At 69.2% G+C, this 25,189-nt stretch carries 27 protein-coding genes; 15 read left to right on the plus strand and 12 right to left on the minus strand.

The features are described from left to right. The 7 genes from AC3RX0_RS07350 to AC3RX0_RS07380 all read right to left on the minus strand — a co-directional run bounded on the left by AC3RX0_RS07350 (window position 1) and on the right by AC3RX0_RS07380 (window position 5,803). The gene (locus AC3RX0_RS07350) at window positions 1–1,617 is read right to left on the minus strand and encodes a hypothetical protein (protein ID WP_491505260.1); all 1,617 of its coding nucleotides are present in this window, start codon (window positions 1,615–1,617) and stop codon (window positions 1–3) included. Beyond that, window positions 1,608–2,132 (minus strand): pilus assembly FimT family protein, encoded by a 525-nt coding sequence (locus tag AC3RX0_RS07355; RefSeq protein WP_491505261.1) that lies wholly within the window; start codon window positions 2,130–2,132, stop codon window positions 1,608–1,610. Before AC3RX0_RS07355 ends, AC3RX0_RS07350 begins: the two co-directional genes overlap by 10 nt. Continuing rightward, entirely contained in the window at window positions 2,129–2,527 is a 399-nt protein-coding gene (locus AC3RX0_RS07360; protein WP_491505262.1) for a type IV pilus modification PilV family protein, read from the minus strand. The genes AC3RX0_RS07355 and AC3RX0_RS07360 overlap by 4 nt, the downstream gene beginning before the upstream one ends. A 100-nt stretch (window positions 2,528–2,627) precedes the next feature. Then, window positions 2,628–3,023 carry a type IV pilin protein gene (locus AC3RX0_RS07365; RefSeq protein WP_491505263.1) on the minus strand — a complete coding sequence of 132 codons (396 nt, stop codon included), beginning with the start codon at window positions 3,021–3,023 and terminating at the stop codon, window positions 2,628–2,630. 331 nt (window positions 3,024–3,354) lie between these two features. After that, window positions 3,355–4,377 (minus strand): YihY/virulence factor BrkB family protein, encoded by a 1,023-nt coding sequence (locus tag AC3RX0_RS07370; protein WP_491505264.1) that lies wholly within the window; start codon window positions 4,375–4,377, stop codon window positions 3,355–3,357. A 110-nt stretch (window positions 4,378–4,487) separates the two neighbouring features. Next, entirely contained in the window at window positions 4,488–4,859 is a 372-nt protein-coding gene (locus AC3RX0_RS07375) for a PNPOx family protein (RefSeq protein WP_491505265.1), read from the minus strand. Window positions 4,860–4,933: 74 nt separating this feature from the next. Then, on the minus strand, window positions 4,934–5,803 hold the full coding sequence (locus AC3RX0_RS07380) for a glycosyltransferase family 2 protein (RefSeq protein ID WP_491505266.1): 870 nt from the start codon (window positions 5,801–5,803) through the stop codon (window positions 4,934–4,936). A gap of 58 nt (window positions 5,804–5,861) precedes the next feature. On the opposite strand from AC3RX0_RS07380, the gene AC3RX0_RS07385 reads away from it, so the two are divergent. From AC3RX0_RS07385 to AC3RX0_RS07395, 3 genes are all read left to right on the plus strand, one after another. Further along, the gene (locus tag AC3RX0_RS07385) at window positions 5,862–7,004 is read left to right on the plus strand and encodes a serine hydrolase domain-containing protein (protein WP_491505267.1); all 1,143 of its coding nucleotides are present in this window, start codon (window positions 5,862–5,864) and stop codon (window positions 7,002–7,004) included. 333 nt (window positions 7,005–7,337) lie between these two features. Beyond that, window positions 7,338–7,940 carry a DUF222 domain-containing protein gene (locus tag AC3RX0_RS07390; RefSeq protein WP_491505268.1) on the plus strand — a complete coding sequence of 201 codons (603 nt, stop codon included), beginning with the start codon at window positions 7,338–7,340 and terminating at the stop codon, window positions 7,938–7,940. 172 nt (window positions 7,941–8,112) lie between these two features. Further along, window positions 8,113–8,700 (plus strand): DUF222 domain-containing protein, encoded by a 588-nt coding sequence (locus AC3RX0_RS07395; RefSeq protein WP_491505269.1) that lies wholly within the window; start codon window positions 8,113–8,115, stop codon window positions 8,698–8,700. Between the two features lie 82 nt (window positions 8,701–8,782). Here AC3RX0_RS07395 and AC3RX0_RS07400 read toward each other — a convergent pair whose 3' ends face one another. Beyond that, a complete protein-coding gene (locus AC3RX0_RS07400) occupies window positions 8,783–10,501 on the minus strand; it encodes an AMP-binding protein (protein ID WP_491505270.1) in 1,719 nt (572 codons plus the stop codon). Between the two features lie 136 nt (window positions 10,502–10,637). On the opposite strand from AC3RX0_RS07400, the gene AC3RX0_RS07405 reads away from it, so the two are divergent. The 3 genes from AC3RX0_RS07405 (at window position 10,638) to AC3RX0_RS07415 (ending at window position 12,856) form a co-directional block, all read left to right on the plus strand. Further along, window positions 10,638–11,807, plus strand: coding sequence for a polysaccharide deacetylase family protein (locus tag AC3RX0_RS07405; protein WP_491505271.1), 1,170 nt, complete (start codon window positions 10,638–10,640; stop codon window positions 11,805–11,807). Window positions 11,808–11,876: 69 nt separating this feature from the next. Beyond that, window positions 11,877–12,323: an OsmC family peroxiredoxin gene (locus tag AC3RX0_RS07410; protein ID WP_491505272.1), complete on the plus strand. Its 447-nt coding sequence runs from the start codon at window positions 11,877–11,879 to the stop codon at window positions 12,321–12,323. Then, the gene (locus tag AC3RX0_RS07415; RefSeq protein WP_491505273.1) at window positions 12,320–12,856 is read left to right on the plus strand and encodes a hemerythrin domain-containing protein; all 537 of its coding nucleotides are present in this window, start codon (window positions 12,320–12,322) and stop codon (window positions 12,854–12,856) included. The genes AC3RX0_RS07410 and AC3RX0_RS07415 overlap by 4 nt, the downstream gene beginning before the upstream one ends. Before the next feature lie 36 nt (window positions 12,857–12,892). Here the strand turns inward: AC3RX0_RS07415 and AC3RX0_RS07420 are convergent, their stop codons facing one another. After that, window positions 12,893–14,155, minus strand: a complete 1,263-nt coding sequence (locus tag AC3RX0_RS07420; protein WP_491505274.1) for an MFS transporter — start codon at window positions 14,153–14,155, stop codon at window positions 12,893–12,895. Continuing rightward, entirely contained in the window at window positions 14,152–14,802 is a 651-nt protein-coding gene (locus AC3RX0_RS07425) for a helix-turn-helix transcriptional regulator (RefSeq protein WP_491505275.1), read from the minus strand. Before AC3RX0_RS07425 ends, AC3RX0_RS07420 begins: the two co-directional genes overlap by 4 nt. Window positions 14,803–14,869: 67 nt before the next feature. Here AC3RX0_RS07425 and AC3RX0_RS07430 point away from each other — a divergent pair, with 67 nt between their 5' ends. The 8 genes from AC3RX0_RS07430 to AC3RX0_RS07465 all read left to right on the plus strand — a co-directional run bounded on the left by AC3RX0_RS07430 (window position 14,870) and on the right by AC3RX0_RS07465 (window position 22,092). Continuing rightward, window positions 14,870–15,403, plus strand: coding sequence for a DUF488 domain-containing protein (locus AC3RX0_RS07430; RefSeq protein ID WP_491505276.1), 534 nt, complete (start codon window positions 14,870–14,872; stop codon window positions 15,401–15,403). Window positions 15,404–15,568: 165 nt separating this feature from the next. Then, window positions 15,569–15,838 (plus strand): hypothetical protein, encoded by a 270-nt coding sequence (locus AC3RX0_RS07435; RefSeq protein WP_491505277.1) that lies wholly within the window; start codon window positions 15,569–15,571, stop codon window positions 15,836–15,838. 134 nt (window positions 15,839–15,972) lie between these two features. Next, window positions 15,973–16,407, plus strand: coding sequence for a GNAT family N-acetyltransferase (locus AC3RX0_RS07440; protein ID WP_491505278.1), 435 nt, complete (start codon window positions 15,973–15,975; stop codon window positions 16,405–16,407). Between the two features lie 519 nt (window positions 16,408–16,926). After that, entirely contained in the window at window positions 16,927–18,264 is a 1,338-nt protein-coding gene (locus tag AC3RX0_RS07445) for an MFS transporter (protein WP_491505279.1), read from the plus strand. A gap of 123 nt (window positions 18,265–18,387) precedes the next feature. Beyond that, window positions 18,388–19,029: a GntR family transcriptional regulator gene (locus AC3RX0_RS07450; RefSeq protein WP_491505280.1), complete on the plus strand. Its 642-nt coding sequence runs from the start codon at window positions 18,388–18,390 to the stop codon at window positions 19,027–19,029. A 39-nt stretch (window positions 19,030–19,068) separates the two neighbouring features. After that, the gene (locus AC3RX0_RS07455; RefSeq protein WP_491505281.1) at window positions 19,069–19,845 is read left to right on the plus strand and encodes an aspartate/glutamate racemase family protein; all 777 of its coding nucleotides are present in this window, start codon (window positions 19,069–19,071) and stop codon (window positions 19,843–19,845) included. Window position 19,846: 1 nt separating this feature from the next. After that, the gene (locus AC3RX0_RS07460; protein WP_491505282.1) at window positions 19,847–21,352 is read left to right on the plus strand and encodes a dihydroorotase; all 1,506 of its coding nucleotides are present in this window, start codon (window positions 19,847–19,849) and stop codon (window positions 21,350–21,352) included. A 2-nt stretch (window positions 21,353–21,354) separates the two neighbouring features. Then, window positions 21,355–22,092 carry a maleate cis-trans isomerase family protein gene (locus tag AC3RX0_RS07465; RefSeq protein ID WP_491505283.1) on the plus strand — a complete coding sequence of 246 codons (738 nt, stop codon included), beginning with the start codon at window positions 21,355–21,357 and terminating at the stop codon, window positions 22,090–22,092. Window positions 22,093–22,138: 46 nt separating this feature from the next. Here the strand turns inward: AC3RX0_RS07465 and AC3RX0_RS07470 are convergent, their stop codons facing one another. After that, window positions 22,139–23,596: an MFS transporter gene (locus AC3RX0_RS07470; RefSeq protein ID WP_491505284.1), complete on the minus strand. Its 1,458-nt coding sequence runs from the start codon at window positions 23,594–23,596 to the stop codon at window positions 22,139–22,141. A 137-nt stretch (window positions 23,597–23,733) separates the two neighbouring features. Between AC3RX0_RS07470 and AC3RX0_RS07475 the strand changes: the two genes are divergently transcribed. Next, complete coding sequence (locus AC3RX0_RS07475; RefSeq protein ID WP_491505285.1) at window positions 23,734–24,381, plus strand: GntR family transcriptional regulator; 648 nt, start codon at window positions 23,734–23,736, stop codon at window positions 24,379–24,381. A gap of 138 nt (window positions 24,382–24,519) precedes the next feature. Here the strand turns inward: AC3RX0_RS07475 and AC3RX0_RS07480 are convergent, their stop codons facing one another. Next, a complete protein-coding gene (locus AC3RX0_RS07480; RefSeq protein WP_491505286.1) occupies window positions 24,520–25,149 on the minus strand; it encodes a DUF4822 domain-containing protein in 630 nt (209 codons plus the stop codon). Window positions 25,150–25,189: the final 40 nt, after the last annotated feature.

Here is a 25,189-nt window from a genome sequence, read left to right on the forward strand (position 1 = left end):
CTATTCCTCGACCTGCGACACGAGCTCGCCCAGCGCCTGCACGACGGTGGAATCGTCGTACACGCCGCCGGCCCCCTTGATCTTGCAGCCCACGCTCGGCAGCGCGCTCGGCCACGACATGGCGGCGCAGGTGTACGCGGAGCCCGAGTGGAAATTCGAGGTGTCGTTCGCGTACAGCTGGCCCGTGAAGCTCGCCGTCACTGTGCCGTTCAGGCCGCAGGGTGTGTAGATCATGACATGGATATTCGAGCTGACTACGCCGGTGGTACCGAACGTGTCTTCGGCGTTCTTGGTGCCGTTGTAGCCGCACGTGGGCTGAGGGGCGCCGTCGGCGTCGCGGTCGTCGAGGTTGCCGTCGGCGTGGACCAGCAGCAGCTGGTGGGTGGATGCCGCGGTCAAGCCGCCGACCGAGTATGTCATCGTCTGGTCCGGGTTGATGATGATCGCGAGGTCGCGCGTCATCGTCCCCGCCGTCAGAGTGGCCGACAGATTCTTGCTGCACGCGGTGAAGTCGACGGCGAGCGGCGTCGTGCCGGTCGTCAGCAGGCCCATCAGGTAGGGGCTGGCCGTGCCCGAGTTCTGCAGCTTGGAGCAGTCGCCGGCGATCATGGTGCCCCAACCCGACGTGTTGTTCAGGTCGATCCACTTCGTCGCCTGCCGCAGCCAGTCCAGCGATGGTGTGAACACGGGGTCGGTGGCGCTCACCCCGGCGCCACCCGTCGTCCATCCTGAGCCGCCGCTGACCGGATCGATGATCGGAGCGGAGCTTGACGAGATGACAGTCCCCCCAACGGTGCCGGTGTTGCCGCCCGCGGCTTTCAGTGTGACGCTGCCCTTCGCGTTGATCGAACCGGCGATCGAAGGAGAGCCGTTCGAATCGAGGAGCACATAGCCGTTCGTCGTCACCGACCCCGTGCTCGTGCCGTTGGCGTTGATGTGCCATCCCGACGAGTTGTTCGTGACCGGGCCGTTGGCCCACACGTCGCCGTTGATCGTGCAGTTCTGACTGATCGTGACACTCCCCGACAGTACGTAAAGGTCGCCGTCGAGCACACCGTCGATGTTGCATGACCAGTCGCCATTGCGCAGCACGAGGTCGCCGGTGTAGTGCGACACCCCCTGGCTGACGGTTCCCGAGAAGTACGTGACGACACCGCCGGGCACGTTCGACAGCTGCGCCGTCCAGCGATACACGGTGTCGATCGTGCTCGTGGACCCGTCGGGTCCCGTGCCGGTCGAGTGGATCAGCACGTACGTGGTGTCTTTCGTGGGGCACGTCATCGTCATGCCGGTCGATGAGGTCGGCTGCGCGCCGGTCGTCGTGTACGCCTGCGTCGTGAAGACGGGCGCCGCAGCCGAGGTGGCCGCGAGGGCCGAAGCCGTCGAGCAGCCGTTCGCGATCTGCGACACGACCTTATCGCGCCCGGATTCTGCGGCGATGAACGCCTGAGTCGTGCTCTTGTTGCCGACGTTCGTGCGGATCGCGAACAGCACCGAGGCGGCGACCACGGCCGCGGCGACGAAGCCGACGAGCATGACGATGATGACGGTGACCAGGGCGATGCCCTCGTCGTCGCGCCGGCCGCGGGACGGGCGTGAATCGTGGATCACCAGCATGTCGACTCCCCCTGCGCGCTGCGCTGCGCGACTTCTCCCGAGAAGCGTACGGGCGCCGACGACGAGTTCAGACTGAACACGTACGAGACCGTATCGCCGACCTCGGAGAAGAACGGTGTCGATCCGCTCTGGATCACGTCGGTCTGCCAGAGCGGCCACGTGTCGGCCGTCGTCGTGATGGCCGCAGCGCTCAGTGTCATCCGCGCGTCACCTCCGATGAACGAGAACGCCTGGCAGTGCTGCGATCCGGGCAGAGCCGTGCTCACCATGAGTGTGGATCCCGTGGCATCGGTCGACACCTGCACGTCGACGGCATTGCGCACGGCTTTCTCGATCTCGGATCCGATGAGCTGCCCGTGCGTGGTCGCCTGCGTCTGCGACGCGACGGCCTGCTGTGCCTTCCAGGTGTTCACGAAGATCAGCGCGATGGTTCCCGAGAGGATGCCGAGGATGACTACGTAGACGATGAGTTCGACGAGGGTCAGCCCCTCTTCATCGTGGTGGCGGACTCTCACGGCGTCACCGGTGCCGGCACGTAGACGAGAGCGTTCACGGTGGCCAGTGCTACCCCGGACTGGATGGCGGTGAGGTTGAGCGGCACGGCCGACCCCGGTGTGCACGACGGCGTCGGACCCGAGGTCGAGAACGTACGGCCGGCGCCGTCGGTGAATGACTGCGTGGCTGCCGCTGCCGTCAGCGCCGCGCACGTGCCCACCCGACGAGCCTGCTCGACGAGCCCGTTGAGCTGGCGCGTGGCCGTGGCGACCGACGACTGCTGCGACGAGTACCGAACGCCGTTCCACATCGCGGGGAGGATCGCCACCGCGATGATCGCCAGCAGAAACATCGCGATGATCACCTCGACGAGGCCGAAGCCTTCATCATCGATGTGCACCGTGCGCCCAGACATGGTGATCGTCCTCCCCCAGAATGCAGATCAGATGGCTGCGCGAGGCTGGGGTGAACTGCGACCCCAGCCTCGCTGCGAGCTTGAAAATGCTCGCACTCGGCTACTTGCAGGCGGATCCGTCCGCAAGGGCCCCGGGACCGGCATACACCGTTGTCTGGCCAGACTTTGCGGCGCTCACGCACACGTTGTCGACGCCGGTGCCCTTCGCGAGTGCCGTGGTAATTCCATTGGAGCCGGCGGATGCCGCCGCGGCGGTGGCGTCGGTACCCGCGCCAAAGGCAACGGCGGCTGCAGTCGCCCCGTTCGCAGCAGCCGCTGCCAGCGCGTTCTTCTCAGCCGTAGCCTGAATATTCGCGAACAGCGGGATCGCGATCGCGACGAGGATCCCGAGGATCACCACGACGATGATCAGCTCGATCAGCGAGAAGCCGCCTTCGGGGTCCTCCCCGCGCTCCGCGCGGCGGGCCTTGATGGCGTTGTAGATGGTTGCACGCATGCGTGTCTCCTTGTCAGATGTGGACAAAACGACACCAGGTCAGTCCAACTCCTGCGGCGAATCGCGTGCGGCACAACTTCGAGCCTCACATCCCCAGATATGCGAGTCGGATCCCAGTGAGGGTGGAACGACATCCCCGTGATGCCTCTCCAGTTCCAGCCCTGAATGAATAATGAGAGATATCTCACGTTTCCGCAAGTACTTGTGAGGAATTTGTTGCCTGTGAGTTTGGTGAGGCTCCCGCGGTTCGTCTTGCTGGTGCTTCGCGTGGGGCGTCGTTTCGTCTCGCTGGTGCTTCACGTGGGGTCGCGTTTCGACTCGCTGCGCTCGCTCAACGAGCGGAAGAGGCGGCGGCCGCTCGTGCGCGCCTCAGCTGGTCGGTCGCGAGGGCGACGGCATCCTCTGCGTTGTGCACCCGGCGCTGCGCGAACGTCGACGCGCCGAATCTCTCGCGGACGCGGTCGTCGCGCTCGCGCACCCCGACGACGATGTACGAGCACGCGATCAGCATGACCTGCGCCGACAGGTTGAACCACAGCAGCAGCGCGATCAGCGACGCGAACGACGCCAGCAGCGGATTGCTCGACGCGCCCCGCACGAACAGACTCGACAGCTCCTGCAGCACGATCAGGCCGGCCCCGCCGACGATCGCGCCGGGGACGATCGCGCGCGCCGGCGCCTTGAGCCCGGCCAGCGCGACGAACAGCAGCGCGATGAGCGCGGCATCCAGCACGAACACCACGATGACCGACAGCACCGTCGCCGCGAAGCCCGCGACCGCGCTGCCGGCCCAGCCGCCGACCAGGTCGATCAGCTGCGTGCCGAGAAACGTCACCGCCGACGAGACCGCGATGCCCACCGCGATCGCGATCGCCAGGCCCAGGTTGCGCAGCAGCACCCACAGCCAGAACACGTCGTCGTGCGTGCGGTCGGCGAGCAGGCGCAGCGCCGAGCGGGTCGACGAGATCGCGCCGATCGAAGCCCCCACCAGGCCGATCAGCGAGGCCGCGCCGGCGAGCGTGAGGGCCGCGGGCGCCGCGAGCTGCGCCGGGTCGATCACGCCGCCGTCGCCGATGAGGCCCGGGATCGTGGCATCCACCCCCGTGATCAGCACCTGCCTCACCTGATCGTTGCCGGCGAGCCAGGCCGCGGCCACGGTGAACCCCAGCAGCACGGCGGCGAACACGCTGAACAGGGCGCGATAGGTGATGCTGTCGGCCAGCTGCGGACCGCGATGCTCGCTGTAGTGCAAGAAGGCTCGCACGGCCTTCAGGCGCAGCGCCCAGGCGATGAGGCGGGCGACGGCACGTTTCACGGAGTGGTTCGTGTCGCGTTCTTCTGGGATTCGGGTCACGGATCACTCCCCCGCTCGCGTCGGTTCGCTCTACAGTCTCTGCGATCGCGGATGGGAACGGAACGGGGTTGACGCCGCTGGGCAACCGCCTCAGGTCTGCGGGGTGCGTCTCACCCGGCTTCGGTCGGCGCCTCGTGCAGCAACCGGAATTCGTGGCGGCGCAAGAGCCTGAGCACGATCGCGCGGGGGTTGCCGAACGCTTTCAGCCCGTCTTCGGTGCTGCACGGCTCGATGCGGTCGATGTGATGCTCGACGCCATGGTAGACGACGTCGCACTGCCCGGCGGCGACGATGTTGCGGTACCAGTTCACCGTGGTGCCGTACGTGAGTTCGGCAACGAAGCCGTCGGGGCGCCGGGCCAGGATGATCGGCGTCTCGAAGGTCGATCCCGACGTGCGGCCGACGTGGCGTACGAGAGAGAACGGGCCGCGACCGGCTCTGGCAGCACGCAGGGTGAGCCGATTGAACGTGTTCTTCAGCACGCGCAGGTATCCGGTGCGGATCGACGATCTCACGCGCGCCCACCGCGATGTGCTGCGGGCAGGACCTGAGCGAGTCATGTCGGCTGCACCACCTCGGGGCCGTTATCGGGTCCGTCGGGCTGGATGGCATCGCCGGCGAGCAGTCCGTCGTCGCGCAGCCAGCGCACGCCCTCGGGCCAGCTGGCGGCGAACGTCGGGAACACCTTGAACAGCCGCTGCCCGAGCGCCGCGGGCGTTGCGAACGGCCGCGCCGAGATCGGCATGCGCAGTGCCGGGTCGTACCTGACGCCGTCGGAGGGCCGCAGCCGGATCGTCAGATCCAGATCGTCGTGGATGCCGGGATTCGTGCGGTCGACGAGCCCGCACACGCGCCGCCACACGCTCGCGCGCATCGCGAAGTTCGAGCCGAACACCAGCGGCACGCCGGTGAGCTTGCCGATCCAGAACGTTCCGCCGCCGACATACCAGTGCGTGCCGAAGTAGTTCGCCATGCGCCCGCCGTCGTAGAACTCCGCTCCCCCGGTCAACACGCCCAGGTCCGCGTCGGCGGCGAATGCGTCGGCGACGCGGGCGATCCAGTCGGGGTGCGGCCGCGAATCGGCGTCGAGCCGGGCGATCACGTCGGCGCTGATCAGGTCGGCGCTGATCGTATCGGCGCTGATCACGTCGGCGCGGCTCAGGTCGGCGCTGACCAGGTTTGCACTGGCGAGTGCCTCGTCATAGCCGCGCGCAGCGGCCGGCCAGATGCCGATGCGGGCCTCGGCCACGACGTCTGCGCCGTAGCTTCGGGCCACCGCTGACGAGGCATCCGTGCTCGCGTTGTCGACCACGATCACGCGATCGGGCCTGCGGGTCTGGGCGGCGAGCGCCTGCAGGCATGGCTCGAGGAAGTCCGCGTCGTTGCGACACGGGATCACGACCGCGACACGCAGGTGCTGAGGCACACTTTCAGCCTATCCACGGCGCACCCGCGACAGGCCGACGACGTGGCAGGGTGGGAGCATGCGTGCAGAACAGCTCGACGACGTCGTCGAGGCCTCGGTCGCTGCCGGGGCCCCCCTTGTCATCGCCGGCGTGACGGATCGGGATGCCACGACCTGGCTCGGAGCGTCGGGAACGGCCGGTGCGCATCCGGCATCGGACGACACGGTGCTCGCCCTGTATTCGGCGACGAAGGCGTTCACCGCGACAGCTGCGCTGCAATGCGTCGAGGACGGGTTGATCGACCTGGACGCGCCCGCGCGCACGTACGTGCCGGCGATCGCCGATCTGCAGGTGCTCGAAGAACTCGACGACGACGGCAACGTGCGCACCCGGCCGCCGGTGCGCGACATCACGCCGCGCATGCTGCTGCTGCACACCTCGGGCCTGGCGTACGACATGTTCGACAAGCGCTATGCGATCCTCGCACGGGCGCGGATGCGGCATCCCTCGGCCACTCCCCTATGGGACTCGATCAACACGCCGCTGCTGCACGACCCGGGCGTGCGCTGGACGTACGGGACCTCGATGGACTGGATGGGCCTGATCGTCGCCGCTGTGCGCGGCAAGCGGCTCGAGGACGTCTTCGCAGAACGGATATATGCACCGTGCGGCATGACCTCGACGTCGTTCGACGTGTCGCATGTCATGCGGGGGCGGCTGGCGACCGTGTACAGGCGGCAGCGGGACGGGGCGATCGCGCCGACGAAGGTGGCGCCGCCGGCCGTGCCCGAGCTCGACATGGGCGGCCAGGGGCTGTTCTCGACCGTGCCCGACCTGCTCGCGCTGCTTCGGGTGTGGCTCGGCGACGGAATGGGCGCCCACGGACGGGTGCTGCAGCCGTCGACGGTGGAGTGGGCGGTGCAGGGCGCGCCGGGCGTGGAGGTCACACCGTTGCCGTCGGCGATACCGGCGCTCACGCGCGAGGCGGACTTCTTTCCCGGCGCACGCAAGTCGTGGGCGTATTCGTTCCTGCGCAACGACGACGACGTCGCCGGTGGGCGCCGGGCCGGCTCGCTCACCTGGGCGGGGATGGCGAACGTGTTCTATTGGATCGACCGCACGTCGGGCGTCGCCGCGGTCTGGGCGACGCAGCTGCTGCCGTTCTTCGACCCGGTCGCCGAGGACGGCGTGGCCGCATTCGAGCGGGCCGTGTACGCCTGAGGGGTGCTGCCGGTCGTTGCCCCGGTCGTTGTCCCGGTCGTTGAGCGAGCGCAGCGAGACGAAACGACGCTTGCGCGACGGATGCCGGGGGTGCGGCATGCACGTCGCCCGCGGTTCGGTGAGCCAGAGGTCGATGACCGAGCGGTCTTCACGCCATCCAGTGCCTCGTTCGCACGAGAGCCACCGAGGCGAACTGCCACTGCCTGATATTCGTTGTTCTGTTCTACTCATGTCGCCTCCTCCCCAGTTGACGTCAGAGCCGATGTGTCCACAGATTTCCTAGGACATCAGCCATATTGTTGACCCAGATTCGTATCTGTGTACTATTGGAGCATGGACGACGAACTCACTGGTCTTGAGAACGCGATAGCCGATCTTCGGCTCGCGTGGACCGGCGGTGCGCCGTCGAACGCCGCCCAGCCGGCGTCGGAATTGACACGGGCCGAGCTGGTCCGAGTGACCGAGGCATTGGGCGCTCTGGGGCGACAGCTCGATACGGTGCGGGCACAGGTCGCGGCCGGCGTCGCCCACGAGTCCCGGCCCGAACTGGGCGCAGACTCGCTCGCGAAGCAGCAGGGGTATCGCAACGCAGCCGCGCTCCTCGCGGCCACGACAGGTTCGGGCGCCGGCGACTCGAATCGCCAGATCATGGTCGGCAAGGCGATTCAGGGGCGCACGGCTCTGACCGGCGAGCCGTTGCCCGCGAAGCACCCCCATGTCGCCGCCGCCATGCGCGCCGGAACCCTGACACAAGCCGCTGCCGCCCTCATCATCGGCATGCTCGACAAGGTCTCTGTGCGTTCGACGGTCGAAGACCGAGATGCGGCGGAGCTTCTTCTCGTGCAGGCTGCGCCCGGCTTGTCTCTCGATCAGGTTCGCAAGCTCGTCGCTCAGGCTGAGGCATACCTCGACCCGGACGGCGTCGAGCCCGCATAACGCAACCGGCGTTCTGAGGAGTTCCTGCGCGTCTTCGAACACGACGGGTTCTTGAAGATCGACGGGCAGGTCGAGATCGCGCACGGCGCCCCGGTGAAGGCAGCGATCGACGCAATCGTGTCGTACGCGTTCCGGCACGCGCGACGACGTCATCACGGGCGACGACGATCAGGTGCGGCCGTCCATACAGCGTCTGCAGGCCGAAGCCCTCGTCCACCTCGCCGAGCACGCGCTCGGCTGCGACGACGATCGACCCACCAACGGAGTCACGGTCGTCGTCCGCATGGACCTCGAGACCCTTCAAGACGGCATCGGCCTGGCGCAGATCGACGGAATCACCAAGCCGATTTCAGCCGTCGCCGCTCGGCATTGCGCCGCGGCAGCCGACATCATCCCCGCGGTTCTCGACGGCAAGGGCGAAGTGCTCGATTGGGGCCGCGTGAAACGCCTCTTCACCTTCGCGCAGCGGATGCTGTTGGTCGAACGCGACGGCGGATGCGCCATGTGCAACCTGCCACCGGGGATGACCAAAGCCCATCACCTCAGATGGTGGGCGCGAGATCACGGCGAGACGAACATCGATGAAGGCGTGCTGCTCTGCGAGAGCTGCCATCACCGCATCCACGACAACGGCTGGGACATAGAGATCGAGGGCCACGGCACGAAGGCCAAGGTCTGGTTCATTCCACCGGCGACCGTCGACCCCGCGCGCACGCCCCGCCTCGGCGGCCGCGCCCGCTTCGAGTACAACGCCGCATGACCGGCGTCCCGTCGCGCATCTCGGATGGGCGCTGATCGTTCTCGGCCCACGATCGACGGCGAGCCCCCTGGCCAGAACCCGCTCAGCGATAGTCGCGGTCGAGATGCTGACCGGCCCCGTCGCCGGACGCGACCCGCTCCGCCTCGCGCGCACGCAGATCGACGCGACGGATCTTGCCCGAGATCGTCTTGGGCAGATCGTCCACGAACTCGATGATGCGGATCCGCAGATGCGCCGAGAGCCGCTCACGCGCATGGGCGAAGATCGCGCGAGCCGCGGCATCCGGATCCGACGCCGCCGCCGCGGTCAGACAGATGTATGCCTTCGGCACCGCGAGCCGCACCTCGTCGGGGCTCGGCACGATCGCAGCCTCCACGACCAGATCGTGCTCGAGCAGGATCGACTCCAGTTCGAACGGCGAGATCTTGTAATCCGACGCCTTGAACACGTCGTCGGCACGCCCCACATACGTGAGGTACCCGTCGGCGTCGCGCGACGCGATGTCGCCGGTATGGTGCACGCCGCCCTCGCGCGACGCGGCGGTGGCCGCGGCATCCTCGTAATACCCGGCCATGATGCCCAGCACGCCCTGCGCCAGATCCAGGCACACCTCGCCCTCGTCCGCGGCGACCTCCCCGGTCACCGGGTCGATCAGCACGACCGGGTAGCCCGGCGTCGGCCGGCCCATCGAACCGTCCTTGACCACCTGCCCCGGCGAATTGCCGATGCAGCACGTCATCTCGGTCTGGCCGTATCCGTCGCGGATCGTCGAGCCCCATGCCGTGCGCACCCGATGGATCACCTCGGGATTCAGCGGCTCGCCGGCGCCCACCAGCTCCCGCGGCGGATGCGTCAGCTGCCCGAGATCCGCCTGGATGAGCATGCGCCACACCGTCGGCGGCGCACACAGCGTCGAGACGTGGTGCTTGTCCATCACCTGCATCAGCACGCCCGCGTCGAACCGGTCGTAGTTGAACACGAACACCGTCGCCTGCGCGAGGAACGGCGAATAGAAGCTGCTCCACGCGTGCTTGGCCCACCCCGGCGACGAGATGTTCAGATGCACATCGCCCGGCCGCACCCCGAGCCACCACATCGTCGACAGATGCCCGATCGGATACGACACCTGCGTATGCGCGACGAGCTTGGGCCGACTGGTCGTGCCCGACGTGAAGTACAGCAGACCGATGTCGGTCGCCGGCGTCGGCGCATCGGGCTCGAAGGTCTCGTCGGCGGCGGCCGAGGCATCCCACCCGATCCAGCCGCCCGGCAGATCGTCGCCGATGCCGATCCGGATGAGGGATGCCGGCACCTGCGACAGCCGGTCGGCCAGCGACGTGAGCGTCACGACCGCGTCGACCTCGCCCTTCTCGGCACGGTACGCCAGGTCGGACGCCGACAGCAGCGTCGAGGTCGGGATCGACACCGCCCCGAGCTTGGCGATGCCGAGCATGACCTCCCACAGCTCGATCGTGTTGTTCAGCATGACGATCACGTGCGAGCCGCGATGCACGCCGAGTGACGCGAGCCACGAAGCGACCTGGTCGCTGCGCGCCGAGAGCTCGCCGTACGACCACGACCGCGCCGACAGGTCGGCCTCGACGATCGTCACCGCCGCCCGATCGGGGTGCTCCCCGGCCACGACGTCGAACCATTCGAGCGCGAAGTTGAACGCGTCCAGCTGCGGCCAGGCGAAGCCACCGACCGCCGCGTCATAGTCGGTCCCGTGCTCGAAGAGGAAGTCTCTTGCCGCTCGAACGGCCTCGGTCGCGGCCGTCGCAGTGCGTCCGTGTGCGGGCATGTGCGCTCCCTTGCGTCGATTCTGATCGAAGCCTACGCCGGGCGGGTTATCATCTTCTGTCCGGGCATGCCCCGGGGACATCGGGGAGTGCCGCAATGGGAACTGCGGACAACATTTTCGCGGCGCCGGCACAGCCATGACCGGGCCTTCTTCGACGCGTGCGGCAGCCGGCCGGACGCGCCGCACGACCGCACGTCGACGGCGCACGGGCACCGGCATCCTCGCTCTTGTGACGTCGCTGCTGATCGTGCCGATGATCGCCGGATGCTCGGCCCGCGAAGTGCCATCGGCCCCGGTGGCCGCCGCCTCGCACGCGCCTCTCCCGGCCGCATCAGCCGTCCCGAACACTCCAGAGGGGCTGCTCGCCGACGCCGACGCCAAGGCCGGGCGCCTAGACCCGACCGCGTGCGCCGTCGAGTTTTCGGTCGACCACGCCGCCGCCGACCCGCAGCTGCAGACCCAGGGCCTGCGGTTCGCGCCGCTGCCCATCCCGTCGCGCAGCGGCGCGGTGTTCGCCGGGTGGTATCCGACGGCGAAGGATGCCACGACCCGAGACCCGCTCACGCGCGTGAACGGCTCGCGGCTCGTGCAATGCACCGACCGGCGCCTCACGCTGTTCGGTGCGTGGGAGACGCCGGAGCAGTTCCGCGCGACCGACACCCGGGTGCCGGTGCTGATGTACCACCAGTTCACGACGGCGCCCGACGGCGTGCACAACCGGCTGCGCGCGAACTGGATCTACACCGGATCGTTCGATGCGCAGATGGCGTACATCGCGCACAAGCACTTCTACCTGCCGACGTGGGACGAGCTGGGCGCGTTCATCGACGGCCGGCTCGCCCTGCCCAAGCTGTCGGTCATCATCACCGACGACGACGCGGCGAAGTCGTGGTTCCAGCTCGGCGTGCCGATCGTCGACAAGTACAAGCTGCTGACCACCTCGTTCGTCATCACGAAGAACAAGACGTGGCCGTCTCCGTCGATCTGGGTGCAGCAGCGCTCGCACACGAACGACATGCACCGCCCGGGTGCGAACGGCAAGGGACGCATGGTGAACCTGTCGGCTGCCGCGGTCGCCGCCGACATGAAGAAGTCGGCGAAGATCCTCGGCGTGGCGCAGGTCATGGCGTATCCGTTCGGCGACTTCGACAAGACCGCCGAGAAGGGACTGCGCGCAGCAGGCTTCGAAATGGCGTTCACGACCGAGTGGGGACTGGTGGCCACCGGCGCGAACAAGCTCGAGCTGCCGCGCGTGCGGATGTCGTACGGCATGACCGTGAAGGACCTCGCCGACGCCATCGGCTGAGGCCTTCGTGCTCAGAGTAGAGTCGGTTTTACACAGATATTCTTGTGGAAAATCGACGACAGGAGCGACATGAGCATCGCGGTACGCAGCGCCACCACCACCTGGGACGGAGCCCTCGCCTCGGGCACCGGCACGTTCGGATCCACCTCCAGCGGCGCCCTCGACGGCCAGCAGGTCACGTGGGCCTCGCGCACCGAAGCCCCCGGCGGCAAGTCCAGTCCCGAAGAGCTGCTCGCCGCGGCCCATTCGTCGTGCTTCTCGATGGCGCTGGCCCTCACCCTGGGCCAGCACGACGCTCCCCCGCAGCGTCTGACCGTCACCGCCGAGGTGCACCTCGACCCGGTCGGCGAGGTGCCCACGATCACGACCTCGAACATCACGGTGCGCGCGCAGGTGGCGGGGCTGGATGCCGCGACCTTCGCCTCGATCGTCGACGAGGCCGCGAAGCTCTGCCCCGTCTCTCGCCTGTTCGCCGGCGCATCGATCGCGGTCGACGCCGCGCTCGAGGACCGATGAGCGGCATGGAGCCGGTCGGCGGCTCGACCGGGACGGGGTCGGCCGGCGCTGCTTCGACCGGCGGCTCGTCCGGGACGGGCACGGAGCTGGCCGACGCGCTCACGCGCGAACACCACGCGATCGACGCGGGCATCGAGTCCTACCTCGCGCAGCTCGACGTCGGCGGCGACGCCGCTGCCCTGCGGGAATCGATGCACGCACTGCGCCGGCACATCTACCTCGAGGAGCAGTTCCTGTTCCCGCCGCTGAAGCAGGCCATGATGATGCCGATCTTCGTCATGCTGCGCGAGCACGGCGAGCTGTGGCGTTCGATGGACGCGATCGAGGTGTCTCTCGACGATGCGGCGGACGCGGCATCCCTTCGCGCTTCGTGCCAGGACCTGCTGGCTCTGCTCGACAGCCACAACAGCAAGGAGGAGCCGGTCGTCTACCCGCGCGCCGACGCCGACCTGCCGGACGACGCGCGGGCGCAGCTGGCGGAGTTCCTCGCGTCGGGCTCGTACCCCGACGGCTGGACCTGCGAGGCCGCCTGAGGCGAACTCGCCGGGACCTGGGCGGACACCGCCGGCTCAGAGACCTGGGCGCGGCACCGCTCGCTCAGGGACCTGGGCGGCGGGCAGTGCGCGGCGCGTGAGGACGACGTTCACCAGCGCCGAGCCGACCACGATCGCGGCGGCGACGATCGGCAGCACGAGCGCGGCCTGCGCGCCCGCGCGCTGCGCGACCTCGCCGGTCACGGCCGCCCCGATCGCCTGCCCGACGATCACCGCCGAGCCGAGGATCGTCATCACGGTCGCCGATCGTCCCACCGGACTGCGTTCGGCGCCGAAGCTGTACTGGGTCACCAGGGTCGGCCCGACCCCGATGCCGATCGCCCCCAGCGCCCACGCCATCTGCCCGGCCGTGCCCACCAGCGGCAGGGCGATCGTCCCGGCCAGGATCACCCCGCCGAACACCACCCAGCGCCACGCGCGGGTGAACCGCTCGGGGAAGACGGCGACCCCCAGCGCGAACGCGGCCGAACCGATGCCCATCACGCCGTAGAGCACGCCCGCCTGCTCGGGCACGCCCCGGTCGTCCATGAACGCCGTCAGCCCGGTCAGCGTCGCGCCGAAGAACAGACCGACTCCGAGGATCCCCACCACCACGACCATCAGGGCGGGGCGGAACAGCTCCGAGACCGGGCCGGTGGGCCGGCCGTGCGCGCGGGTCTGCCGCCGCGGCGCGGTCGGATGCAGCGCGAACGCCGTGACGAACACGACCGTCACGATCGCCGCCGCCACGAGCGGCGCCCACGGCGCGATCATCGATGCGAGCACGCCCACCACGAACGGGCCGATGACGAACACCGTCTCGTCGGCCGCCGACTCGTACGCCATCGTCGCGTTGAACACGCGCTCCTGGCGAGGGCCGCGCATCCGCTCGGCGACGATCGTCACGAGCCGCGACCGCGACAGCGGCGACACCTGGGGTGCGGTCGCACCGATGAGGAACGCACACGCGAGCATCGCGGCATCCGGTGCCGGACTGTAGACGATCCACGCGAACAGGGCCAGCGCGACGCCGTTGGCCGTGCCCACGACCAGCAGCACGACCCGCTGCCCGAACCGGTCCGAGGCCGCCCCCAGCAGCGGCCCGAAGAACGCGGTGCCGAGGCCGACCGCGGCCGAGGTCAGGCCGCCGAGCGACAGCGACCCGCGCGCCGAGACGACGAGGGTCAGCACGCCGACGACCATCATCGCGAACGGCAGTCGCGCGATGAAGGCGATGACGAAGTACGGAAGACCCGTGTGGTGAAGGAGCGAGGATCGTGGCGCGGATGCGTCGGTCATGGGTTCTGAGAGAGCTCCTGGTCGTCCGGTCTCGCCGTGAAGTGGGCGACACAGGGCTCGGGACCCTCGCGTCGGTCGAGGCGGCTGACCACGACGTCCGTCCCCCAGGCATCCAGCGCCCCCTGCATGATGCCCAGGTGCACCGAGCACACGACATCCGGGCGCTGCTGCGCGAGCTCGCGGAACGGACAGCTGCAGACGTCCACGTGCGATCCGTCGACGGTGCGCGGGCCGAAGCCGATGCGGTCGAGGATGCCGATCAGGCCCGCCATGGGATCGTCGACGTCGAGCCGCTCGGCCTCGTGCCTGCCCCATCGACGCCCGGCGTCGGTAGCGGCGCCCACGCCGCCGGGGCCGTCGTCGAGGGCGTCGACCAGGATCTCGGCGAGCATCCGATAGCGGGACGAGTCCGCGCCGTCGTCGACGCGCGCCGCGCCGAACAGCTGTGCGGGGCGGCCGCGCTGACCGCGCGCGTCTTTGGTCATCTCGATGCGGCCGTCGGCGAGGAGCCGCTCGAGGTGGAAGCGGACCGTGTTGGGGTGCATGCCGAGCCGATCAGCGAGCGCCGCGATCGTCAGCGGTTCGTCTGATTCCTCTACGAGGCGCAGCACGTCCTCGCGTCGGCTGGCCCGGATGCCCGTTGCCATGGATGCCATTCTACCCAGGCTCAGTCACGTCGGCCCCGCGCGGCGCCGCGCTCCGTACAGTCGAGGCATGGGCGACGACGTCACGATCTGGACGATCGGCCACTCGACGCGCACGATCGACGAGTTCACCGAGCTGCTCGATGCGAACGGCGTGCAGGGCATCGTCGACGTGCGCACCGTGCCGCGCTCGCGTCACACGCCGCAGTTCAACGAGGATGCGCTCGGCCCGGCCCTGGCCGAGCGCGGCATCGCCTACGGGCACCTGGCGGCGCTGGGCGGACTGCGCCATACGACCAAGGCGTCGGTCAACACGGGCTGGCGCAACGAGAGCTTCCGCGGCTACGCCGACTACATGCAGACGCCGAAGTTCGCGGCCGGGATCGACGAGCTGCTGGCCGTGGCGCGCGATCGGCCGACGGCGATCATGTGCGCCGAGGCGGTGCCGTGGCGGTGCCACCGTTCGCTGATCGGCGACGCCCTGATCGTGCGCGGCGAGCGTGTGCTCGACATCATCGGCGCCGGCGCCGCGCGGGAAGAGACGCTCACGTCCTTCGCCCGGGTCGACGGGCTGACGATCACCTACCCCGGCGACGAGGGGTGAGGCGCAGGTCCTTCCGCTGCGCGGGCCGCGGCATCCACTCCCCCTATCGCGGGCACGTCCTGGTCACCAACTCCAACTGAGGGATCCAACATGAAGTCAGACAGCCCAGTACGGCAACGGAGGGGGTCCGTCGCTGCCGTACTCGGAGTTGCCATCATCCAGGTGGTGGTCTTCCTCGTGACGACCGGGTTCTGGATGGGTCTTTCATTTGGTGCTGGCGGCACGTGCGGAACGTCTTGCGACTGGACCGGCGGCCAACACGCCGTGGCGGTGTACTTCAGCTTTGCCGGCGCCTCCTTTGCGCTCACGATCGCCGCAGCGATCATCACCCCTTGGAAAGCACGAGACCTCTCGTGGGCTCCACTCGCAGCCAGCCCCCTCATTGTCGTCGGCTACTTCGTCGCCGCCCCGATCTTCGCGCAGGCTATGTCGTAGCGGGCGACCAACCGCCGGAGGTGCGTATTCGAGGATGCCGAATTCTCCTGGAGCGTGGCTCTCGCCGAGACGAGTACAATCCCTCTCCGTTCGCCGAGGCGTCAGCGCCAATCCGCTCGGGTACCCTCAGTGACGTGGCCGATAATCCCCATGTCGAGACGCTTGTTGTGCTGACGGACTCCGACGCATCGATGATCGAACGTCTGCTCGGGCAGTTGTCCTCATCGGCAGCATATGATCGGGCGCGGATCGAGCTAATGCTCAGCCATGATGCAACCGAGCTGCTGGTGGCACGCCAGAACGGAGTGATCGTGGGCATGGCGACTCTCGTGTCGTTTCCGTTGCCCTCGGGACTTCGCGGTCTTGTCGAGGATGTGGTGGCAGACGAGTCGGTGCGGGGACAGGGCCTCGGGCGACTTCTGCTCACTTCGATGATCGACATCGCCGTGGCCCGTGGCTTTCGCTCACTGGAGCTGACATCGCGACCGTCCCGCGAGGCCGCGCTGCGACTCTACGAGTCAGTTGGATTCGTCCGAAGGGACACGAACGTGCTGCGTTTCACACCTTGAGAGTCCGCTTCGGGGCTATGTGCGGCTGAGACTCGCGTAGCGTGCGAAGCGGGACCCGGCCCACGTCCGGGGTCTGCGGTGCGACACCGAGCGCGCTGGAAAGCAGCGGCGATGACCCCGGAGAGACCGTCACCTATCCCGCCGACGAGGATGAGGCACAGGTCCCTCCACTATCTTTGGTATACGAAAACATCTAACGTCATTCGATGAACGTGGGACCCCCTGCGCCCGGCAGGGGCCGCGGCATCCATCCCCGGAACTATCCGAGCACGGAATCGGAGTTCGGCGCCGACACGCCGGGGCGAGATGCCGAACTCCGGCGCGTCGGGCGGGATCTCCGATTCCGCGCACGGCGGGCCACGGCGTCCACCCGCCGAGAAATCTGGGATCCCAACCCTTGACGACGATGCCATCCAGTCCTACTCTCATTCTGGGATCCCAAACTGGGATCCCGATACCCAGGGTTCAGGCTCCCCGATGAGCCGGATCTCCCTTCCCGACGATGCGAAGGAGGACCTCGTGTCCCTTCAGAAAGACAAGACCGCGCCGGTCGCCGTCCCACAGGGCGTCGACCTGACCGGCGACGCCAAGCCCAGCCGGGTGCGGTGGAAGCTGTTCGGCCTGCTGCTGGTGCTGGTCACGGTCAACTACGTCGACCGTGGATCGATCTCGGTGGCGCTGCCCGTCATCCAGAAGGACTTCAACCTCTCCCCCGAACTCGTCGGCCTGCTGCTGTCGGCGTTCTTCTGGACGTACGCCCTCATGCAGATCCCGGTCGGGTACCTCATCGACCGGTTCGGACCGCGCAAGGTCGTCACCGCATCGTGCGTCGGCTGGGGTGCAGCCACCGCCGTGTCGGGCCTGGCGGGCGGCTTCATGAGCATGTTCATCGCACGCTCCGCGATCGGCGTCACCGAGTCGGGCGTCATGCCGTCGGGCGGCAAGCTCAACGCGCTGTGGATGCCGGCCAAGGAGCGCGGCCGCGGCGCGACGATCCTCGACGCCGGCGCACCGCTGGGCGCGGGTGTCGGCGGCATCCTCATCACGTGGCTGATCGCGACCTCGGGCTCGTGGCGCACCGCGTTCATCATCGCCGGCGCGCTGACGGTCATCCTGGGCCTGATCGTCTGGTGGTACGTGCGCGACAACCCGCGTGCGCACAAGGCCGTCAACGTCGCCGAGGCCGACTACATCGAGGCCGCGCACCGCGAAGAAGAGGCGCTCGCGCCCAAGGGCGCCGAGAAGCGTCGCGGCCTGCTGCCGTACCTGCGCTACCGCTCGTTCTGGGCGATGTGCCTGGGCTGGCTCGGCTTCAACGGCGTGTTCTACGGCCTGCTCACCTGGGGGCCGCTCTACCTCGCCGAGGCCAAGGGCTTCGACCTGAAGACGGTCGGCTGGTCGACATTCGTGATCTTCGGCGCCGGCTTCGTCGGCGAGATCCTCGGCGGCCTGCTGGCCGACCGGCTGCGTTCGCGCGGCCACGGCGCGAACGCCGTGATGCGCACGATGCTCGGCATCTCGAGCCTCATCGTCACGCTGGGCCTGGTGGGCGTCACGATCGTGGGCGACCCGATCACCGCGGTCACGCTGCTGTCGGTCGTGCTGTTCTTCCTGCGCTGGGTCGGCCTGTTCTGGTCGGTGCCCGCGACGCTGGGCGGACGCGCCGACGCCGGCGTGCTCGGCGGCGCGATGAACCTCAGCGGCAACGTCGCGGGTCTGGTCACCCCGATCGCGATCGGCTTCATCGTCGGCGCGACCGGCGGCTTCACCTGGGCCCTGCTCTACTTCGTCGCCTCGGCCATCATCATGGGCGTCTCGGTGCTGTCGCTCGACTACAGCAAGCGGCTGGCGGCGTGACCATCTCAGCCTCCATCGGCACGGGACGTGCCGCCCGCACCCGCCCGTGCGCGGGTCGCGGGCGGCGCGGCCCCGCGCCGTCGGTAGGCTGGGATTCCAACACCTCCGGCGGAAGGGGACCCGTTGCCACAGGAGGCCGGTCAGCGTGTCGCCCCACTGCGGGAGACCATCAGGGACGCCGTGCGCACCCGCATCTTCGAGGGCCGCTACGCCCCGGGGGCGCGGCTGGTGGAGCGCGACCTGGCCGCCGAGTTCAACGTCTCGCGATTGCCCGTCCGCGAAGCGCTGCGGATGCTGCAGCAGGAGGGACTGGTCACGGAGCCGGCGGCCCGCGGCTCGGTGGTGGCGACCCTCGAGCCCAGGGACGTGGACGATCTGTTCAATGTCCGCTCTGCCCTGGAGGTGCTGGCCTGCCGACTCGCCGCGGAGCGCGCGACGAGCGAGGACCTGGACCGGCTGACCGCGCTGGTCGACCAGGCGAGCGAGGCGCTCGCCCGCGGCAATCTGATGGACGTGCACCGGCTGAACAGCGAGTTCCACGACGAGGTCTCGGCGATCGCCGACAACGCCTTCTTGAAGACGGCGCTCGAGCCCCTGCAGGGACGCATGCACTGGCTGTTCCGGCACGTCCGGGACCTGCCCGAGCTGGTCAAAGAACACCGGGACCTGCTGGAGGCCATCGCCAGCCGGGACCCCGACCGGGCGGCCGCGCAGTCCGCCCAGCACATCGCGAAGTACCGCGAACAGTATTCAGACACCGTGTGAGCCGTCGCCGGCAGCCGGGTCTGCCGACGAAAGACTGACATGAGAATCCTGGTCATCAACCCCAACACCAGCGAGGACGTCACCGCCCTCATCCGCGCCGAGGCCGAGCGCTCGGCAGCCCCCGGCACCGAGCTGGTGCTGGCCACCGCCCCGTACGGCGTCGAGTACATCGAGACGCGGCTCGAGTCGCTGATCGCCGCCGGCGCCGTCGCCGAGGTGATCGCCGCGCACGCAGGCACTGTCGACGGCGTCGTCGTCGCCGCGTTCGGTGATCCCGGGATGCCGGCGCTGAAGGAGCTCGTCGACGTGCCCGTGATCGGCATCTCGGAAGCCGCGTTCTGCGCCGCGGCCCTGCAGGGGCACCGCTTCTCGATCATCGCGATCTCGGACCGGATCACCGCGTGGTACCGCGAATGCGTCGAGGGGTTCGGCCTGTCCGGCCGCCTGGCATCCATCCGCTCCATCTCGCAGGCGCTGCGCGGCATCGACACCGTGCAGCAGGACTTCGCCCCGACCCTGGTGGCGCTCGCCCAGCAGGCGGTGGCCGAGGACGGCGCCGACGTCATCATCCTCGCCGGCGCACCGCTGGCGGGCCTGGCCCGCAGCGTCGCCGATCAGATCCCGGTGCCGGTGATCGACGGCATCGGCGCCGGGGTGCGTCTGACCGAAGCCGTCGTGGGCCTGGCCTGCGGCATCCATCGCGCCGGCGCTTTCGCTCCACCGCCCGTGAAACCCCGCACCGGGCTGTCGGCGGACCTGGAGCGCGCCCTCACCCTGACCCAGAACACGTCCGCCACCCCGGAAGGAGGCGAGTGACATGACCGACCTCGTCATCGCCCACGCCAAGATCGTGAACGCCGATCACACCACGAACGGCCACATCGTCGTCACCGACGGCCGCATCGACGCCGTCCTCGACGCGTCCGCGCCGATTCCGCCCGCCGACCGCGTGATCGACGCGCGCGGGCTGCCGGTGATCCCCGGCGGCGTCGACGCACACTGCCACGTGGCGCAGATCACCGGCCGCTACCGCACGGTCGACGACTACGCGCTGACCTCGTCGGCGGCCCTGTGGGGCGGCACCACCACCGTGATGGACTTCGGCATCCCGCGCGACGCGTCCGAGACGCCCCTGGCGGCCGCGCGCAACAAGCGCGAGCTCGCCCGCGAATCGCGTTGCGACGTCGCGCTGCACGGCTCGGTCATCACGTGGGACGACACGGTCCCGGCCCAGCTCGACGAGCTGGCCGACATGGGCATCCGCTCGGTCAAGATGTACATGACCAACCGCGGCACCACGATGAGCGACGACGACACCGTGCTGAAGGTGATGAAGGAGATGAAGCGCCTCGACGGGCTGACCCTCATCCACGCAGAGCACGACGCCATGATCGTCGACTGCACGCAGGACCACGCCGACGCCGGCCGGATCGGCATCGAACACCTCGCCGAGACGCGGCCGGAGCTGGCCGAAGAGGCCTCGGTGCGCGACGTGCTCGCGATGGCCGAATACACCGGCGCGGCAGTCTATTTCGTGCACCAGTCCACGCCCGGCGCCGTCGACCTGGTCGGCGAAGCCCGCGCGCGCGGGCACGAAGCCTATTCCGAGGTCTGCCCGCACTACGTGCTGCTGGACGACAGCGTGTACGCGTCGCAGTTCCCCGAGTGGTTCGCGTGCTGCCCGCCGATGCGGTCGGCCGAGACCGTCGCGGGGCTGCGCGAGCGCGTGCGCGGCGGCGACGTGCACGGCATCGCCAGCGACCACTCCTGCTACGACCTGAGCCAGAAGCGCGAGCACAGCGACGACATCCGGCAGATGCCGCACGGACTGCCCGGCGTCGAGACCCGGATGCCGGCGGCCTTCACCGCGCTGATCGACCCCGACGGCGCGCAGCTGACCGTCGACGACGCCCTGCTGCAGCACTTCGTCGAGCTGTTCTCGGCCGGACCCGCGCGCGTGAACGCGCTGCCCGGCAAGGGCGCGATCGCCGAGGGGTTCGACGCGGACCTGGTGATCTTCGACCCCGCCGAGTCCCGCCGGGTCGACGGCGAGGACCTGCACATGGGCACCGACTTCTCGCCGTTCCACGGCACCCGGCTGTGGGGCTGGCCTGACACCGTGGTCGCCGGCGGACGGGTCGTCAAGGACGCCGAGGGGTTCCACGACCCGGGGCCTGTGGGCCGCTTCGTCGCGCGCGGCGGTCAGAGCCAGGCACGGCAGGGGCTCGTCGCCCGTGCGCCGCACCAGGTCTCGGCCGAGGCCGCGCACGGTTCGGACACCGCGGCTGAATCGTCGGCGGACTCATCGGTGAAGGCGGCATGACCATGTCGCAGAACACCGTGACCCCCGCCCGCCCGACGCGGATCGGCATGATCGTGCCGTCGTCGAACACGTGCCTCGAGCCGATGAGCTATCGCATCCTCGGCGATCGCGAGGACGTGACGATCCACTCCGCCCGCATCCCGGTCACCCGCATCGCACTGGACTCGGGCTCCGACCAGCAGTTCGACACCGCCGGCATGTGCGCGGCGGCCGAGCTGCTGGCCACCGCCGACGTCGACGTGATCGCCTGGAACGGCACGTCGGGGTCGTGGCTGGGCATCGAGCACGATCACGCGATCGCCCGCGAGATCACCCGGGCCACCGGCATCCCGGCCACCACCTCGACGCTCGCGTACTTCGACGCCTTCGCCCGCTTCGGCACCCGCACGGTCGGGCTCGTGACGCCGTACACGCCCGACGTGAACGAGCTCGTCGTGCAGCGCTACGGCACCGAGGGCATCACGGTCGCCGCGCACCACGCCGTGGGCCTGAGCGACAACGAGTCCTTCGCGCGGGTGCTGCCCGACAGCCTCGTCGAGCCCTCGGTCGAGGTCGCAGGCCACCGCCCGGACGCGCTCGTCTATCTGTGCACGAACCTCTACGGCGCGCCCGTCGCCGAAGAGGTCGAGCAGCGCACCGGGGTACCGGTGCTCGACTCGGTCGCCGTCACGCTCTGGCGCTGCCTCGAGCTCGCCGGCGCGCCGCTGCTCGACCCCAAGTGGGGTCGGCTGCTCGCCTGATCCGGGACGCCCGGCCGGGCCGCGGCATCCGCCCCCTGCGCGTCGGTCAGAGCCAGGCGTTGCCGTGCCGCTGACGCAGGTCCCGGTAGGCGACCAGCAGCGCGATCGCGACGACGACGATGATGACTGCGAAGCCGGCATTGAACGCGACCGACCAGTTCGTCGCAGCCAGCACGCCGAACGCGATCGCCGTGATGATCGCGATGCCCACCGAGGTGCCGATCCGCTGCCCGGTCTGCATGATGCCGCCCGAGCTGCCCGCGTACTGCAGCGGCACCTCGGCCAGGGTCAGCGCCTGGTTCGGACTGATCACCGCGCCCTGCGCGATGCCGATGAACGACAGGCTCACCAGCAGCCACCATTCGCTGGCCGCGCCGATCGCGTGCAGCCACACCACCACGATGCTCAGCACGAGTCCGACCAGGGCCGAGTACAGCCCGCCGATCACGACCTTGCGACCGAGCCTGGCGACGCTGCGCCCCGCCCACAGAGCTGCCATAGCCGACAGGATCGAACTCGGCAGGCCCACCAGGCCCGATTCCAGGGCGGTGTGATGCAGCCCGTCCTGCATGTACAGCGCAACGAGCACCCACACGCTCGTCACGCCCAGGAAGTACAGCGCCACCAACAGCGTGCCGTTGGCGAAGCTCGTGACGCGGAAGATCTGCATGTCGACCATCGGCTCGCGCCCGCGGTCCTTGTAGCGGTTCTCCCACCAGATCCACAGGAGCAGGATGCCGATGCCCGCCGGCAGCGCGATCCAGACGAGAGGCGAGGCCCCCGACTCGAGGAACGGCACCATCACGGCCAGCACGGCAAGGCCCAGCAACACCGATCCGACCGGGTCGAGGTCACGGTTCGGCGGCGTCTGGCCGGGCACCGGCGTGCGGTGGCTGTTCAGCAGGGGCTTCGGGATCCACACCGCGGCGAGCACGATCGCGAGGATGCCGATCGGCAGATTGACGAAGAACGTCCACCGCCAGCCGGTCGCCGCTCCCCCGGCCTGGATCAGCAGCCCGCCCAGCAGCGGGCCGATCGAGACCGACACGCCCACGACGCTGCCGAAGATGCCGAACGCGCGGCCGCGCTCGGCGCCGCGGAAGTACTGCTGGATCATGCCGACCGCCTGCGGGCTGAGCAGTCCCGACCCGACGCCCATCACGGCGCGGGCGAGGTTCAGCTGCAACGGATCGGGGGCGAACCCCGCCCACACCGAGGCGGCCGTGAACACCACGACCCCGGCGACGAACAGCGGCGCCCGCCCGTAGATGTCGCCGGCGCGGCCGGCGGCGACCAGACCGATGCCGAACGTGAGCGCGTACCCCGACAGCACCCACTGCAGCTCGGACTGCGTGGCGTGCAGGCCCGCCTCGATCGTCGGCAGCGCGACGTTGATGCTGCTCACGCTCATGAGCGACATGAACAGGACGACGACCAGGACCCCGAGCACCTGCCACCGGCGGGGGTCGGGCGTGTACTCTTCCCACCGCGGGTCGTTCGCCATCGCTCCACCGTATCGTCGGCGCTGCGCTCGGGAGTGCCAGGGCGCGAGGGTCTCTCCGCCCGGCCGCGAGCGTCTCCCAGCCGTGCCGCGATACGGTATACCATGACGCATCCCACGACACGTAGGGAGAAGGACCCGTGGGCCACCAGTACAGCTCCGAGGCGGACCGGATCGCCGCGCGCATCCGCAACGACATCCTCGACGGAGTGCGCGAGCCCGGATCGAAGCTCGTCGAGCGCGACCTCGCCGACCAGCTCGGCGTCAGCCGCATCCCCGTCCGCGACGCGCTGAAGACGCTCATCGGCGAGGGCCTGGTCACTGCGCGGCCCCGCTCATGGGCGATCGTGCGCGAGTTCACCCCGAGCGACATCGCCGACATCGACGAAGTGCGCTCGGCGCTCGAGGTGCTCGCCTTCAAGCTGGCCGCCCAGCGTCGTACGGCCGAGGGCCTGGACCGGCTGCGCCGGAGCGTGGATGCCGAGGCCGCCGCGGTCGCCGCCGGCGATGTCGTGGCCGCCCGGCGGGCCGAAGCAGACTTCCACGAGATCGCCACGGAGCTGGCCGGCAACGCCCTGCTCAGCGAGCTGGGCGTGACACTGTCGAGCCGGCTGCGGTGGGTGCTCGGGCAGCACGACGCCGTCGACACGGTCGTCGGCGAGCACCGGGCCCTGTTCGACGCGATCGAGCGACGGGATGCCGCGTCCGCCGCGGCCCTGGCCGAAGCCCACCTCGAGACCAGCCGCGAGATCAAGCGCGCGCCCGCCGACGCCGTGCAGGGCCGCTGACCGCAAGCGCCCAGCGCCTCATACGACCAGAGCGGCCGGTGCGGGAGGAGATCTCCCGCACCGGCCGCTCTCGTCCGGGCTGTGCTTCCGGGCTGTGCTTCCGGGCTGTGCTTCCGGGCTGTGCGTCCGGGCTGTGCGTCAGCGACGGTCGCCGTGGTTGACGTGGTGGCCGTGGTGGCCGCCCTTGCCGTTGCCGCTGTTGCCGGCGCCGTGGTGGCCGTTGTCGCCGTGGCCGTTGCCGGCGGTGGTGCCGGGCTCGGTGTGACGGGTCGGGGTGTGGACGATGTCGTAGTAGACGCTCGTGTCACCGGCGTTCGGGTAGACGCGGTAGGTGAACACGCGCTTGCTCAGCTCGGTGATGGGCACGACGCGGGTGAACAGCACGTTGCCGTCCGCGTCCTTGGCCACGAGCGTGCGCTCCGTGCCGTCGGCCGAGACACTCCAGTCGCCCTGCATCTTCGGCGAGTCGTCGAGGTTGTACATCGTGAACGAGCCGTCGGTCTTGTAGTACGCCCAGCCGACGTAGTTCGCCACGGCGGCGTCGGTGAGCGCAATGTGGTTGCCGTCCTGGTCGACCGCGTCCGTGGTCTGCCAGGCCGTCGACGAGAGCACCGCCGAGGGGCTCTTGAACGCGTGCGAGACGGCGGCGGCCGGCGCCTGCTGCGGGGCGGCCATCGCGGCGCCGGCGGGCACCAGGCCCAGGGCGACGGCGGCGATGGTCGACGCGGCGATCAGCGAGCCGCGAGTGGGGGTGAAGCGAGAGCTCATGACGTGATTCCTGTCTGTGGTCGGGGTCTGCGCCCGATCC

The sequence above is a fragment of the Microbacterium sp. W1-4-2 genome, from assembly GCF_058349885.2.

Excerpts from the sequence above, each read along its gene's own strand:
- AC3RX0_RS07470 (WP_491505284.1), bottom strand. The coding sequence starts at position 23,596 with ATGGCGAACGACCCGCGGTGGGAAGAGTACACGCCCGACCCCCGCCGG.
- AC3RX0_RS07365 (WP_491505263.1), bottom strand. The coding sequence starts at position 3,023 with ATGCGTGCAACCATCTACAACGCCATCAAGGCCCGCCGCGCGGAGCGC.
- AC3RX0_RS07465 (WP_491505283.1), top strand. The coding sequence starts at position 21,355 with ATGTCGCAGAACACCGTGACCCCCGCCCGCCCGACGCGGATCGGCATG.
- AC3RX0_RS07425 (WP_491505275.1), bottom strand. The coding sequence starts at position 14,802 with ATGGCAACGGGCATCCGGGCCAGCCGACGCGAGGACGTGCTGCGCCTC.
- AC3RX0_RS07410 (WP_491505272.1), top strand. The coding sequence starts at position 11,877 with ATGAGCATCGCGGTACGCAGCGCCACCACCACCTGGGACGGAGCCCTC.
- AC3RX0_RS07390 (WP_491505268.1), top strand. The coding sequence starts at position 7,338 with ATGGACGACGAACTCACTGGTCTTGAGAACGCGATAGCCGATCTTCGG.
- AC3RX0_RS07400 (WP_491505270.1), bottom strand. The coding sequence starts at position 10,501 with ATGCCCGCACACGGACGCACTGCGACGGCCGCGACCGAGGCCGTTCGA.
- AC3RX0_RS07430 (WP_491505276.1), top strand. The coding sequence starts at position 14,870 with ATGGGCGACGACGTCACGATCTGGACGATCGGCCACTCGACGCGCACG.
- AC3RX0_RS07455 (WP_491505281.1), top strand. The coding sequence starts at position 19,069 with ATGAGAATCCTGGTCATCAACCCCAACACCAGCGAGGACGTCACCGCC.
- AC3RX0_RS07420 (WP_491505274.1), bottom strand. The coding sequence starts at position 14,155 with ATGACCGACGCATCCGCGCCACGATCCTCGCTCCTTCACCACACGGGT.
- AC3RX0_RS07350 (WP_491505260.1), bottom strand. The coding sequence starts at position 1,617 with ATGCTGGTGATCCACGATTCACGCCCGTCCCGCGGCCGGCGCGACGAC.
- AC3RX0_RS07385 (WP_491505267.1), top strand. The coding sequence starts at position 5,862 with ATGCGTGCAGAACAGCTCGACGACGTCGTCGAGGCCTCGGTCGCTGCC.
- AC3RX0_RS07415 (WP_491505273.1), top strand. The coding sequence starts at position 12,320 with ATGAGCGGCATGGAGCCGGTCGGCGGCTCGACCGGGACGGGGTCGGCC.
- AC3RX0_RS07405 (WP_491505271.1), top strand. The coding sequence starts at position 10,638 with ATGACCGGGCCTTCTTCGACGCGTGCGGCAGCCGGCCGGACGCGCCGC.
- AC3RX0_RS07360 (WP_491505262.1), bottom strand. The coding sequence starts at position 2,527 with ATGTCTGGGCGCACGGTGCACATCGATGATGAAGGCTTCGGCCTCGTC.
- AC3RX0_RS07480 (WP_491505286.1), bottom strand. The coding sequence starts at position 25,149 with ATGAGCTCTCGCTTCACCCCCACTCGCGGCTCGCTGATCGCCGCGTCG.
- AC3RX0_RS07460 (WP_491505282.1), top strand. The coding sequence starts at position 19,847 with ATGACCGACCTCGTCATCGCCCACGCCAAGATCGTGAACGCCGATCAC.